Genomic DNA, 13231 nt, shown 5'->3' on the forward strand with positions numbered 1-13231 from the left:
GTCACAAAAACTGTCGCGGGATGGAGCAGCCCGGTAGCTCGTCAGGCTCATAACCTGAAGGTCGTAGGTTCAAATCCTACTCCCGCAACCACCTTGGTCGAACAGAGCCTCGAACAAGCCGCCTCAGGGCGGCTTTGTTCATTCTGGGCCAGCCCAATCATTGCTGCCAGGGCACCCTCCAGTTCGATCTGCACGCCATCCCGTTCATGTTGGATCGTAACACGTTCGATCAAGCCCCGGATAATCTCCAAGGCTCCTGTACGGATCGACGGATCCGATAACGCCTGTGCCAGATCTGCGACCTTGGAGCGATAGAGTTCGGACAGATTTGGGTGCAGTCGCACCGGTGAGGGCGTAGGTTCTGAGAGCTTCGCCTCAAGATCGGCGATCTGCGCTTCAAGCTCTTCGAGTCTTGCTTGAAGTCCGGTGGTGCGAATGCCCTCGGCGATTGCGTCATAAAGCCCATTCAGTTTGCGCACGGCTTTGTCCCGGTCGGATTGCAGACGGGTCCGGACTTCCTCCGCTGTGCCTGCTTCTGCGTTGGCGGCTTCGCTGAAGGACTTGATAAAAGCGGCCACTGCGTCGGGCTGCATCAGACGCTGACGAAGCAAATCCAGAACGGCGTCTTCCAGGACATTGCGGCGAATGGAGTGCCTATGGGAACAAGTACCGAGTTTGCGGGCGGCAGAGCAGGCGAGGTAGTCGCGCCCGACTGTCGCGAGCGGCCCTCCGCAGGTGCCGCAGAATGCAAGACCTGTCAGAAGGTGCTTCTTGCGCCGCTTCTCCCAAAACTTGGTTTCCTTGATGGCTTTGACGCGGGGATCAGCCTCGATCTCGCCCTGCCGCTGTTTGACCGCCTCCCAAAGTTTATCCCCGACGATGCGCAGCTCTGGGACCTCCGTGATGATCCATTCGGAGGTATCGTTGAGACGGGAAACACGTCTGCCGGTCTCCGGGTCCTTGATGTAACGCAGCCGGTTCCAGACCAGGCGGCCGATGTAGAGCTCATTGTTAAGAAGGCCGGTTCCACGAGTGCGGTGCCCCCGGATTGCCGTGTCACGCCATAATTTACCACGGGGGCCTGGGACACCCTCGGTGTTGAGGCGGCGCGCAATGGCTTTTGGGGAGTGCCCTTCGGTGAACTCTTGAAGCACCCGTCGGACAATCTCAGCTTCCGCTGCGTTGATCACTCGTTCCCCCGTAACAGGTTGGCCGTCGGGCCCGAGACGCCGGACGACGTCGTAGCCATAGCTGTTGCCGCCACCGGAGCGTCCAAGCTCCACCCGCCCGCGAAGACCGCGCCGAGTTTTATCTGCCAGATCTTTGAGGAACAGTTGGTTCATGGTCCCCTTGAGACCCACATGCAACTCACTGATCTCGCCTTCGGTCAGAGTCATGATGCCGACCCCTGCAAAGCTCAGGCGTTTGAAAATCGCAGCGATGTCTGCCTGGTCTCGACTCAAGCGATCCAGCGCCTCCGCCAAGATCAGATCAACCCGTCCTTCCTGGGTTGCATTGAAGAGCGCTTGCAGCCCGGGACGCAACATGGACGCGCCAGAGACCGCCCGATCCGAATAGGCTTCAACAATGGTCCAGCCTTCGCGTTCTGCCCGCTCCCAGCACAGTCGCATCTGGTCTTCGATCGATGCGTCTCGCTGCATCTGGCTGGAGAAACGGGCATAGATTGCGACTCGGGTCATCGACAGACCTTTTTCTTCTGGTTGATCAGATCCGCGTAGTCGCGGCCTGCTTCAATGGTTTGGGCGTGAATGTAGTGATGCTCTGCCGTTCCGAAGCTCGTATGAGCCAATATTGGTCGGATCAGCTTTGCGTGTTCCGGAGAGGAGCGCGCCAATGTCGTTGCGGCGGCATCCCGGAAGAAATGCGGTGGGATGCGGCGACCCGTCAGCTTAAGCGTTTGATCAGCAATTCGGGGGCCTAGCGCGTTTTCTTTGAAAGGTAAGCCAGTTTTGCCAACCCATAGGACATCGTGCTGCTGTTGGCCACGCTCCAAAAAATAGGGGCGGACTTCGTTGACATAACGACGCAAGAGAGGCTCAACACTCTGGGGAACAACAGCCTCCCATGGCTGCCCTGATTTGGTCAGATCCCCGGGGAGCGCGACGGTCAAGGTGTCTGCTGTGACATGCAAGGATATGCCAATCCGAAGGCCGGCAAAGGCGCGTCGCCGCATCGGCATCAAAGCCAGCATGGCAATCATGGTGCCATCCCGCAGGCACATCATACGGCGCAGCGATGTTGGCGCCGCTTCTGCATGACCCGTCGCCAGAATCAGCCCTGCACGGAATAGAACCTCGCTGGACAACACACGCCCAAGTTTGCGATCCCGATCACCCCGTCCTGCGGTGCGCTTCAATCCCGCTTTCAATCTCCGCTGAGCGGACCAGTCCTGTGTCGGGTCAGCCGCGGAGAGGATACGCAAAACGCCGTCAATGAACATCAACCGGGTCATTGGCCGGGTGTGTGAGAGGTCCCGAAGCCAAGCGGACAGGCGCGGCAGAGTCGCGCGTCGAGCCGGAGGCAGTGTGATCGCATTCGCATCACTTGTAATCAGCCATTGCAGCCATCGGGCATAGCGCAACTCCAAAGTCTTCAGCGAGGTCGCGCGTAGATGTGAGAGCGCGCCGCAATCGTCAAGCGGTCCACCTCCCGCCTGAAGGTTGAGCCACATCTCCTGGTCTTGCGCGGGCCATTCGTCGAGCGGCAGAATAAGGCTCATCAGCGACGCCCTTTCTTGGCATCGACCAGGTCAGCAAAGGCGCGTGTCGCCGACCGTGCCTCAAGACCGGAATACATGTTGATGGTGTGGCTGACCTCCGAATGCCCGAGCAAACGGCGCGCAACCTCGTAGCCGCCGGGATTGGCGTCGAGCCAGTTCATCACCGCGAAATGCCGAAACAGGTGGGCATTCATCTCCAACCCCGTTTCCTTCCGGATCCGTTTGGAGATGCGTGCCGAAAGGGCGTTCGGGTCGATTGGATCGCATCTCTTTCGGCGCGGAAACAGCCAAGGCGTTCCCGCGGGGCAGAGTTCCGGACAGCGAGTTTTGAGATGGGCGTCGATCATGCGCAATACATCCCGTGGGATCTCGAACTCGACAGGTCGCTCGTTTTTGGTCTCGCCGCCTTCCAGAACCAGGTAGGCTCGGCCATCGCCGGGACGGTGCAGGTGGCGTTCCAGGTGGATGTCAGCCAGGTTCTTCACGCGAACTGGGCAGACCAGCAAGATGGCGATGGCGAGCGCATCTTCACGCGCCAGAGCCCAGCCATACGGCTTGGAGGTGCCGCGTGGTCGCGCGAAAACCCGTTCAGGCAGAAGCAGCAGGCGCTGCTGATGCCGGTCCTCCTGCAACACCCGCAGCCGGCTTCGGTTTTTTTGGGTCATGCCATTCTGAGGTTTTACCGCAAGACGCGCGGCAAGCCCCGACAGCGCGTCCCGGGTGTCATCGGATGCATTGAGTATCCGGGCCAGGTTGCGGAGCAGCGCGGCGATCTCGCTGATCATCTTTGTGGTCTGGTTGTTGGTGCGCGATAACATCTGGCGCAAACCCCGTTCAGCCATCATCGGATTGATCAGGATGTCCAATCCGCCAATCTCCGCGATCGGGATACCAGAGTGAACGAGTTCGGAGGCAAACCGAACCAACTGTCTTTGGTATTGGGACAGGGTCGGGGGTCGGAGTGCCCTGTTTTGACCGTCATCTGCCAAGGGGTCTGGATTGGACAGACGATGTATCAGCTTTGCAAGAGCGGTTTGGAAGGGCGCTGGAAACGCGGTCACCGGAAAAGTGATGACCTTCTGGCGCGATTCCAGAGGCAGAGTGACGTTGGGCCATTGTGAAATACGTCGAGCCGCCAGGTTCCAGCCGTTGACAGCGGCACGATGTGAAACATCAGGAGATTTGCTGATCTCGTTATGCTCAAGGGCTACTCGATAGGCTTGAGCATGCTCCTCACAGACAGTGGCAGGTTTGACACCCTGCCGGTTCAAAAAATGCACGAAGCGGCAGAGCGCGGGTTGCAATGTCTTGTCGCCGGACGCCAGTACATTCGCCCAGAGCGCTTGCCAATCGGGAGACAGATCATCGATCCGGTTGAAGCGCCGTTCCACCAGCCCGAAATGCGCGAGCGCAGCCCGTGCATCACTGACCGCGTTTTGCCAGCTCTTTGGTGAAAGACCGAGTGCAGCCGGTGTGACTTTGGAAAGACGGGGCTGCAACCAGCGGCTATCGCAAGGCACATCCTCAGGAGGCAATCCAAGGGCTTTGGATGCACGGCGCAGGCCGGAGATCATATCGCGGCGGCGTCCGTCTGTCAGAGAGCTATCGGAGCGCAGCTGTTCGATAAGCTCGGCAAACATCGGTGTGTCGGCTTTGACGAAGGCTATTGTCAATGGAACGGGGCTCTGGCTAGTCATCGGGTCTGTGTTCCTTTGGACATGTCAGGTCTCGGGTGGACGGGTGTGGACAGGAGGTCCGATTCGGGAAAAGCGTAGCACAGAAAGTTCGCAACTTACGGGCTGGCCTTCTTCCCGAAATGCACATAACGCATTGACATAAATGGACATTAATAGACGTGAGTTCCTACCAGCAATGTGTCTGCCGGTAGGCGGCATGAGCTGCCGGATCAATGCGGATGAGGCGTCCGCCGGGGCCCACCCGAATAACCTCAAGCAGGCCTGCCGCAATCGCACGGCGTACCGTCTTCTCCGAGCAATTGTCCAGTTCAGCGACGTCCTTCACCGTCAAAAGCTTGCGGGGTCGGCTCTTCTTGGCATTGATCTGTGGCATCCTGATGCGCCTCCTTTTGGTCAGAGGCGTTCCGGCCCAGTTCCCGTACTGCCTGGGCAGCCAGCAATCGGACCAACTGGTCAATCGCTGTCTCAACCTGCCGGTGCGCATGGTCGTCAGAAGGGGGTATGGCAGGAACGCGTGTCATGCCATGACCATGACAACGCGGGCTTGCTCCTTCTAAGTGTATTGATTGGCCAATTCCGGCGGCGCCCAACGCTCTTTCTCTTCACGCTCAAGCTTGCCGCGAAAATCGTCTATATCCACGCGGATCGTCTCACCGCTCAGGATTTGCCCCGGCTCGGTGATCATCTTCACGACAGCCTGGATAAAGTTGACGAGCGGACCTTGCCGTTGTCCTCCGGGGCGCCCGTCTGAGTATGTTGTATAGGTCAGAGGGCGACCGGCATCTTTCCAGATGTAACAGCAGCTCTCGACGATGTACTGACGGCGTTTGTCGCGCGAGAACCGCTTGTCTCGGGGCGACATCTCTGCAACTGCGCCGGGGGTCACAAGGATGTGCCGAATGTCATCTATGACATCCTGAGTAAGTGTCGTTGCGGTCTCAAGCTTGTCGAGGACTTGGTCAAGAAGGTCTCCATCTTCTGGCGTCGCCGCGAAATAAGTCGAAAGCGAGCCCAATGCGTTCCGGAGTTCTTGGGGACCAATGGAACTCTGTTTTGCTTTCCGCAAAAGTTGCTTGAGGTGCTTTTGACCTCGTTCAATCGCTTGCGAGCGTCGGACCTCAGTCAGATTGATTGCGATGTCGTCGTCGTTATTGAGGCAGTTCCCAAGAAACACAGAGAGTTCGCGTACGAGCTTAGTCGGCAGGTCAAACTGTTCAGCCAAGCTCCCGATCATGTCCTTGGAAAGAGCGCCGCGTTCTCCATAACAGCCAAGCTTCCACGACATCGAGCTTTTGATCCCATCCATGTGCGGATAGATGGAATAGTCACCTTCAGTATCTGTAACGTCTCGATTGCCCTTCAGACCGCTGTCCGCGTTAGCGCTCATGTTGTTCTCCGTTTGGCACATTCTAGGGTCTGGTCGCACATCCAAAAGCTTACGTGTATCAAGGCAGTACCGATTGCTGAGGAAGCTTGCCGGTTGAAGCAAGTCGACCCCTCCAAAAGTTGCACATAAACAATAGAACAGGAAGAGAACAGCTTGTGCTCCAGCTAATGCTTGATCGTCCAAGGCGGTTTTAACGCTATTTCGGTAGCAGACTGCACACCGCACTGTAGTGGATACATGCACCTGCCGAGTGACCGGTCGCTTTGCCGCTAGAGCAGACATTGAACCCAATACACCGAATGACCGCACCGAGCCCTAAGTAGACCTTAGGGACCAGCACAGCATTCGTCGTGAACGGGCGGAAAATGGACCTTCGCTGCAGGATGGACTAATGTCCGCTTGCGGCTACCTAAAGTGACCTGCAATTGCAGGTCTGTGTGCTTTCACCACGCATTCCAAAGATCAAAGAGGAGCCGCAGCAACTGCAGACACAGACTTCGATGAATTAATCGCTATGCCGCAGCTTAGCTGAATGCGCGAGAACGGTACTGTGTCGGCGATTGTCCAAACCAGGTGCGGAACGCGCGCCGGAAGCTGTTGACCTCGGAGAAACCAAGATAAAAGGCGATTTGAGACAGGTTCAGGTCGTTTTCACTCAAGAGCATCTTTGCCCGACTAACTTGTTCGGACAGCGCGATCTCCTTGAACGTCACATCTTCGATCCGAAGCTGACGCTGCAATGTCCGAACCCCGACCCCAAGCGCCGCCGCGACATCGTCGACCGCGGCGCTGCCGTTGTTGAGTTGCATGCGAAGCGCTTGGCGTACCGTTTCGGCATGTGTGCGGGGCGGGCGGTTCAACCGCAACCTCTCTATGCCTGCAGCCGTCATTTGCACGCGTCCGCCTTCGTCAAGGCGGGTCGGCGTCTGAAGTTGCGACATCGGAATTGCGATCCCCGGAAAATCTGCATTGGCCCGGACTTCTGTGCCGAGCAATCGTGCAAATGCAACTTTCTGAAGCCTGTGCTCAGCCGGAAGTTCGACCCAATCTGGCACCCAGCTTGTCCCAAGGTAGGGACGCACAAGAGCGATTAGGATCGAAGGAATTTCCTGCTCAAGCAATTGAGCCCCGATGCTCTTTTCAAATTGCACCCCGAAACTGAATACCAGACAATTTCCGTCGGTTCGTGTGCGAATTTGGGTCCCTCGTTGGAGAAAGGGCAGCGCCCGGGCGGCACGTTGAAGGGCGATGTCCAACCGAGAAGCCCCAAGCGCATAGCTCGAAAACGGATCAGGCCGGTTGAGAGAAGAGTAGGCAAAGTCTTTCGCCATGATCGCCCCGAGATGGCGCTCTCCAATTTTGCCGGAAATCGTTTCCAGAAGCTGTGCATGATACCGTATCGGCAGCGGAACCGGAGGGCCTTCAAGCACCGTGCGGGTTAACCCAACATCTTTGAGCGCACGTTCAACGAGCCTTGGGGACGCCATCTGGTCCAGGGCGTCGAGTGTCGGGAGTAAACCCCTTGAGTTCTGCATCGGGTCGCGCACGCGCTCACTATGTCGTCGATTGATCACTTTGAGAAGTGTTTGGCCCATCCCAACGCCATTCTTGGCCGCCTACCTGAGGAATGAGCCAAACAAAGCGACCGAAATTGGAACGGTAGCGCTCTGACCCCAAAGGAGATTGAAATGAAAACGGTATCCTCTTTCCTTGCCATCGTTGCCGCCGCAGGCCTTGCCGTGCCTGCTTTTGCGGAGGCCCCGGTGACGGTGAATGTGACCAATTTTGTGCGAGCTGAGACCGACATGTATCATCAGCGCATTGTTGATCTGGGTGGCTTTGGTGGGTTGATGCATATCCGCGAACCGGTACCAATGGATGCGCAGGATGTGATCCGCATGAACCGTGATACACTTTATTCCGGCGTCGTGATCAATCTGACCGAGCCCGCCTCGATTGTGCTGCCAGACTCCGAAGGGCGCTTTATGTCCATGCTGATTCTCAACCAGGATCACTATGTGGTTGGCGTTGTACATGACGCGGGCACCTATCATTTCACTGAAGAGGAGGTCGGCACGCGTTATATGTCGGTCCTGTTCAGGACGTTCGCAGACGAGAATGACCCATCAGACATTGCCCTGGCCAACACGCTTCAGGACGCCATTGAAGTACATCAGTCTGACGCCGGAAGCTTTGAGGTACCAAACTGGGACGCCGCCTCCCGTGATTTGACACGCGAACTGCTGCTTCCGTTGGCGCAAGGGCTCAGTGGTAACACGTTTGAGGTGTTTGGGACGGCCGACGCCGTAAATCCAATCTCGCATTTGGTCGGCGCGGCGGCCGGATGGGGCGGCAACCCACCTGCGGCGGCGGTTTATGACGGCCAATATCCGGTGTTGGGCGATGGCACAATTCCCCACATCCTGACTGTCGGCGACGTCCCTGTAGACGGTTTCTGGTCGGTCACAGTCTATGATGCGAGCGGTTACATGGTGCCCAACGACGCAGGGGCCTATTCGGTCAACAACGTGACTTCCGTTCCCAACGAGGACGGCACCGTGACCATACATTTCGGGGATTGTGAGGATGGTCGGGTGAACTGTTTGCCGATCATGGACGGGTGGAACTACGTCGTGCGCCTGTATCAGCCGGGTCCAGAGATCCTTGAAGATGGCTGGGCCTTCCCGATTGCCCTGCCCATTGATCAGACATCCTGATCAACGCTTCGCGTCATTGCCTCGGTCGGCGGTTGTCCGACCGGGGCTTTATTTTGCCACCTGCCTCCCTTGGTTTGCACATCACAGGTCTGCTTCAAGACAAAAGCCCCAAGCAGACGCCCTTTTGTCGTCAAATGATCACTTTCGGCGGTCGCAAGGTGCAAGGCGCGAAATTACCTCAGGTTCATCAAAGACAAACACGGACACCTAAAACGTAGGAGATTGAAATGAAACGTCGTTCCGTTCTGAAAACTGCCCTGACCACTGCTCTTGTTGCAGCGCTTTCGGTACCGGCCTTTGCCGCTGAACCCCCTGTGAAAACCGCGGCTGATGGCTTGCCGTTGGCAGAGCGCACGGTGCCTGTCCCAGTGGGCGTATCCCCAGAATTGGCCGAGTTGATTGGCTCGCGCGAGATCGTAGGAATGCCGGCGGTTCCGGAGACACTGGAAGAGTGGCTGTCTTTCCAAGCCCAATTTGATGCAGCGTCTGCGCAAGGGGCCGAGGCGATGTTGGCCAAAACCGGAGCCAATTTCAGTGTTGGTCAGATCGCGGGTGTTACGACATATCTCGTCACGCCTGAGGAAATCGACCCGCGTTGGGCCGACACCGTTTTTGTTCATGTTCATGGCGGCGCTTTCGTGTTCAACGGCGGCAAAGCGGCAATCATGGAGGCCGCTTGGTTGGCAAATGGGCTGGGTGTAGAGGTGATCTCTGTAGATTACCGTCGCCCGCCCCTACACCCGTTTCCGGCAGCAACCGATGACGTGATTGCGGTTTGGGGCGAGATCACTCAGAACTATGATCCAGCCAAAATCGCCATGTTTGGGACATCGGCGGGCGGCAACCTGACGCTTTCTACAACTCTGCAACTGCGGGACGCAGGTCTGCCGGTGCCGGGTGCGATCATGGCTGGCACGCCCGCCACCGATCTTGCCAATGTGTCTGACAGCTGGACAACCCTCGAAGGTCTTGATCCGCTTGGCCAGCATGAGGGCGTAATCGCGGGCACTTTTGAGCTGTATGCGGGCGGCAAAAACGCCGACGATCCGTATCTCTCTCCGGTCTATGGCGACCTTGAGGGGATGCCGCCTGCAATCTTCCTTAGTGGCACGCGGGATCTGTTGCTCAGCGATACAGTGCGGATGCACCGCGCCATGCGGGATGCGGATGTGATTGCCGACCTGCACGTCTATGACGGTCAGGCGCACGGCGACTACATCGCAGGTTTCATGGTCGATGCCCCGGAATCGCAGGATGCTTTGCGCGAGCTGAACGCCTTCTTTGACCTTCATCTGAAGTAAGCCCACGGCCCAAGGCAATCGACACAGTTGCCTTGGGCGTCCAACCCCGAATTTTTCTCAAAGGTGCGCATATGCCCAGTTTCAGCGCTCAAATTCACACTCTCAAATATCTCTTCATTGCTGTTGCCGCGATCCAACTGGTGACCGCGGCGTCCGGCACAATTGTCGCCCTGTATTTCGCGGAAACCGGTGCTTCGCAGGAAATCGCCGCGCTTGCACCGGCGGCCTACTCGCTGGGGTTCCTGATTGGCTGCTTTTACATCGCTGGTTGGATCACCAGTATTGGCCACATCCGCGCCTTTTCGGCGGCCGCCGCTATTTGTACGGCTGCGGCTTTGCTCTTTTCGGTCACAGATCACGAACCCACCCTTTTGTTTGTGCGGCTTATGACAGGCATCGCCACAGCCGGGCTGTTTGCCATCGGCGACGCTTGGATCAGCGAAACTGTGGATGGGACGTCGCGCGGGCGCCTGCTTGCGGTGTTTGCCATCATTCTGGGCCTGATGTCGGTGTTGAGCCAGGTTATCGTGATCGTGACTCCAGACGATTTGAACCAGTCTTTTGTGTTGGTGTCTTTGCTGTACTGTCTCGCTATCGTCGTGATTGCAGCCGCGCCAAGCACGCCACCGGAAGGCAAAGAGCGGGCCAATGTGCGTGTAAAAGCCCTTTTCATAGATGCCCCCACAGCTGCCTTTGGCGCGCTCGCTGTTGGCATAGTCTCCACGGTTTTCATGAATGTTGTGCCATATCGGGCGGCGACCATGGGCGTCGACGCCGTGGACGTAGCGATCGCAATGGGCGCGGTCTACGTCGGGCGTATCCTGTTTCTCTACCCGCTGGGGCTTGCCTCTGACCGGATGGACCGCCGGAAGGTCATTCTGGTCGCCTCCGCAGTGGCAACTTTCGCGCTCTTGATCTTCGCATTCTTTTCCACCGGGGATGGTGTTCGCCATGCGAGCTTGGTGGGAACACCCCTCTACCGTCTCCTATTTGTCGGTCTGGTTCTGCTCGGTGGATCGATGCTCACGCTTTATGCGCTTTTGCTGGCGCATGCGATGGACCGGACCGTGCCCGTTTATGTAGCATCGAGTGCTGTAACCATGCTTTTTGTGTTCACCATTGGCGGCATTATCGGCCCACTCCTGACAAGCGTTGTCTCGGCTGTGTTTGGCGACCTGGCCATGAACTGGATGCTCGCCATCGTGATGGCCGCTTTCACAGCCTTGGTTGTTGTGCGGATCAAAACGGTCGCACCTGCAGCAAAAGCTGAACAAACCAACTTTAAGGCGGCAGAGACCACCAGTCTCAAATCTGCACCAACCCAGAAACGCTAAGGCAGGAGACCCAAAATGACTTTTTCTACTTCAAACATCCTGCGCGCGGAGAAAGCGACGGTACTGATCTGGTTGGTGTTTGTCGCATTGACCTTCGCCGGTGATCTGATCAAGCCCGCCGCCATGGGCTCTGGCATGTCCTGGCTGCTGCTGGGCGGTATCTTTGGCGTGATGTTGGCTGCGGTGTTTCGTGTGGTGCATCACGCGGAATGTCTGGCCGTCATCTTCGGTGAGCCTTATGGCACACTGATCCTGACGCTCTCGGTGATCGGCATCGAGGTGGCGCTTATCACAGCGGTTATGTTGACCGGGGACAACAACCCGACACTGGCGCGGGACACTATGTTCTCGGTGCTGATGATCGTGATGAACGGGCTGGTTGGATTGAGCCTCCTGATTGGCGGCCTGCGCCATGGGCTGCAAGTGTTCAACCTCTCGGGAGCCAATGCCTATCTCGTGGTCCTGCTTCCCGTCGCCATCGTAAGCCTTGTGCTGCCAAGCTTCACCACATCTGCACCCGGCGGTGGCCTCTCTGCCCTGCAAACAGTGTTTATGATCGGGATGTCGGTTGTGCTCTATGGCATTTTCCTCGTCTATCAGACCGCCGGCAAACCAGAAATCTTCCGCCAGCCCGCAGATGAACTGCCAACCACAGCAGGATCGGACGCGCACCATCTCGAAACCAAAAGTGTTGGCTTTCACGTGGTCTGGCTGGTTCTGGCAATGCTGCCACTGGTTCTGATGTCCAAAAAGCTCGCGCTGTTTGTCGACTTCAAACTTCTGGAATTTGGCGCGCCCGTTGCGCTTGGCGGTTTCCTCGTGGCTGCTATGATCCTGACCCCCGAAGCGCTGGCTGCTCTGGACGCAGCGCGCGCCAACAAGCTGCAACGGGCCGTCAACATCTGCCTTGGCTCAGCACTGGCCACAATCGGCCTGACAGTGCCCGCAGTTCTGATCGCTGCGCATTTTGTCGGCCTTCCGATTGAGCTCGGCTTGGGAGGCGCTGAGATCGTGCTACTGGCTCTGACCCTTGGGATCAGCATTCTGACCTTCGTAGGAACCCGCACAAATGCGCTTCAGGGCGTCGTGCATCTGGCCGCCTTTATGGCCTACGTGTTCCTGATTTTCGACGGGTCGTGACGGAGCCAAAACCTCTCTATCCATTTGGGAAGCCACGTTTCAGTGGCTTTCCAATCTCCTTCCCGCGAGCGACGCAAAAGCCGACATTGTCATTGGGTTGTGCCAACGACGGCTTTAGGCCGTATTCAACAGATTCCGGCAATCGGAATAATTTTGTAGCCTGTCAACTTCCCACGACTAAGTTTGCTTTGATGCCAGGTATCGCGTGGCAGCGGAAAACAACTCGGCCTGTGAACTTACGCCGAGCTTGGAATACGCATTGTGGCGGTGCACTTTGACAGTACCTTCGGTGATCCATCAAGGCAGTACCGTTTGCTCAGAAAGCGCTGGTTGAAACGAGGCGACCCCCTCAAAGGTTGCACACAAACAAAAGAACAGGAAGAGAACAATTTGGTTAGGTTCTGTGTCGAGCCGCTGACCCGAACCGCCTGCGCTATTGGTGGGCTGCGGCGTTTCGGGTCAGCTAAAGTTTGTACAACTTGCGGCCGCGCGAAACACAAAGATCCCCAAAAAAAAGCAGATCAATACACTTAGTCAGCAAGAGCGCAAAATCGGACGTTCCGGGCCGGGATGGGTCTCCCCGTCTCCGTTGCGCCCGGTTTATACTTGCTGCTTTCCCTGGCAAACGATCAAGAAAAGCGGTGACCACGGTACGTTCACGACCGGCCTCCAATTGTGAACTATGGTTCGGGGACTACCCCATCCCGCACCGACGCGGCTCCTTCTGGCCCGGTGCAGAAACGCGACTACGGAACCCACCGGTCGACGGACGTCTTCAGACACTCGTCGAACCGGGGACCGCCGAGACCGTACGCGGTCAAAGCGGGGCAGGTGAGAAGCCTGCGGGGAAGCGGCTGGCCTCCGACAAAAGGCATCGCGCGGATACGAACCTGAAAGCGAAGGGCCTTCTCCCGC

At 57.4% G+C, this 13231-nt stretch carries 11 protein-coding genes and 1 tRNA gene; 5 read left to right on the forward strand and 7 right to left on the reverse strand.

From position 1 onward, the window contains the following. Positions 1–14 precede the first annotated feature (14 nt). Positions 15–91: transfer RNA gene (locus ACR0I0_RS16865), tRNA-Met, on the forward strand. Here ACR0I0_RS16865 and ACR0I0_RS16870 read toward each other — a convergent pair. The 6 genes from ACR0I0_RS16870 to ACR0I0_RS16895 form a co-directional block, all read right to left on the reverse strand. Further along, entirely contained in the window at positions 48–1700 is a 1653-nt protein-coding gene (locus tag ACR0I0_RS16870; RefSeq protein ID WP_480492394.1) for a recombinase family protein, read from the reverse strand. The two genes, ACR0I0_RS16865 and ACR0I0_RS16870, sit on opposite strands and share 44 nt — an antisense overlap. After that, complete coding sequence (locus tag ACR0I0_RS16875) at positions 1697–2740, reverse strand: tyrosine-type recombinase/integrase (protein WP_480492314.1); 1044 nt, start codon at positions 2738–2740, stop codon at positions 1697–1699. Before ACR0I0_RS16875 ends, ACR0I0_RS16870 begins: the two co-directional genes overlap by 4 nt. Beyond that, positions 2740–3606: a site-specific integrase gene (locus ACR0I0_RS16880; protein ID WP_171724791.1), complete on the reverse strand. Its 867-nt coding sequence runs from the start codon at positions 3604–3606 to the stop codon at positions 2740–2742. The genes ACR0I0_RS16875 and ACR0I0_RS16880 overlap by 1 nt, the downstream gene beginning before the upstream one ends. A 997-nt stretch (positions 3607–4603) precedes the next feature. Then, a complete protein-coding gene (locus ACR0I0_RS16885) occupies positions 4604–4810 on the reverse strand; it encodes a helix-turn-helix domain-containing protein (RefSeq protein WP_170782160.1) in 207 nt (68 codons plus the stop codon). Between the two features lie 180 nt (positions 4811–4990). Continuing rightward, positions 4991–5824, reverse strand: a complete 834-nt coding sequence (locus ACR0I0_RS16890) for a hypothetical protein (RefSeq protein WP_226689268.1) — start codon at positions 5822–5824, stop codon at positions 4991–4993. Between the two features lie 524 nt (positions 5825–6348). Next, the gene (locus tag ACR0I0_RS16895) at positions 6349–7419 is read right to left on the reverse strand and encodes an AraC family transcriptional regulator (protein ID WP_170507295.1); all 1071 of its coding nucleotides are present in this window, start codon (positions 7417–7419) and stop codon (positions 6349–6351) included. 93 nt (positions 7420–7512) lie between these two features. Between ACR0I0_RS16895 and ACR0I0_RS16900 the strand changes: the two genes are divergently transcribed. From ACR0I0_RS16900 to ACR0I0_RS16915, 4 genes are all read left to right on the forward strand, one after another. Beyond that, positions 7513–8541: a DUF1214 domain-containing protein gene (locus ACR0I0_RS16900; RefSeq protein WP_480492317.1), complete on the forward strand. Its 1029-nt coding sequence runs from the start codon at positions 7513–7515 to the stop codon at positions 8539–8541. 227 nt (positions 8542–8768) lie between these two features. After that, on the forward strand, positions 8769–9842 hold the full coding sequence (locus ACR0I0_RS16905; protein WP_480492318.1) for an alpha/beta hydrolase: 1074 nt from the start codon (positions 8769–8771) through the stop codon (positions 9840–9842). Positions 9843–9913: 71 nt separating this feature from the next. Then, positions 9914–11176 carry an MFS transporter gene (locus ACR0I0_RS16910; RefSeq protein ID WP_171724797.1) on the forward strand — a complete coding sequence of 421 codons (1263 nt, stop codon included), beginning with the start codon at positions 9914–9916 and terminating at the stop codon, positions 11174–11176. Positions 11177–11191: 15 nt separating this feature from the next. Next, entirely contained in the window at positions 11192–12316 is a 1125-nt protein-coding gene (locus ACR0I0_RS16915; RefSeq protein ID WP_171724798.1) for a calcium:cation antiporter, read from the forward strand. A gap of 177 nt (positions 12317–12493) precedes the next feature. On the opposite strand, the gene ACR0I0_RS16920 is transcribed toward ACR0I0_RS16915, so the two are convergent. Further along, positions 12494–12610: a LuxR C-terminal-related transcriptional regulator gene (locus ACR0I0_RS16920; RefSeq protein ID WP_348539535.1), complete on the reverse strand. Its 117-nt coding sequence runs from the start codon at positions 12608–12610 to the stop codon at positions 12494–12496. Positions 12611–13231: the final 621 nt, after the last annotated feature.

It is taken from the genome of Ruegeria sp. AG6 (assembly GCF_056541565.1).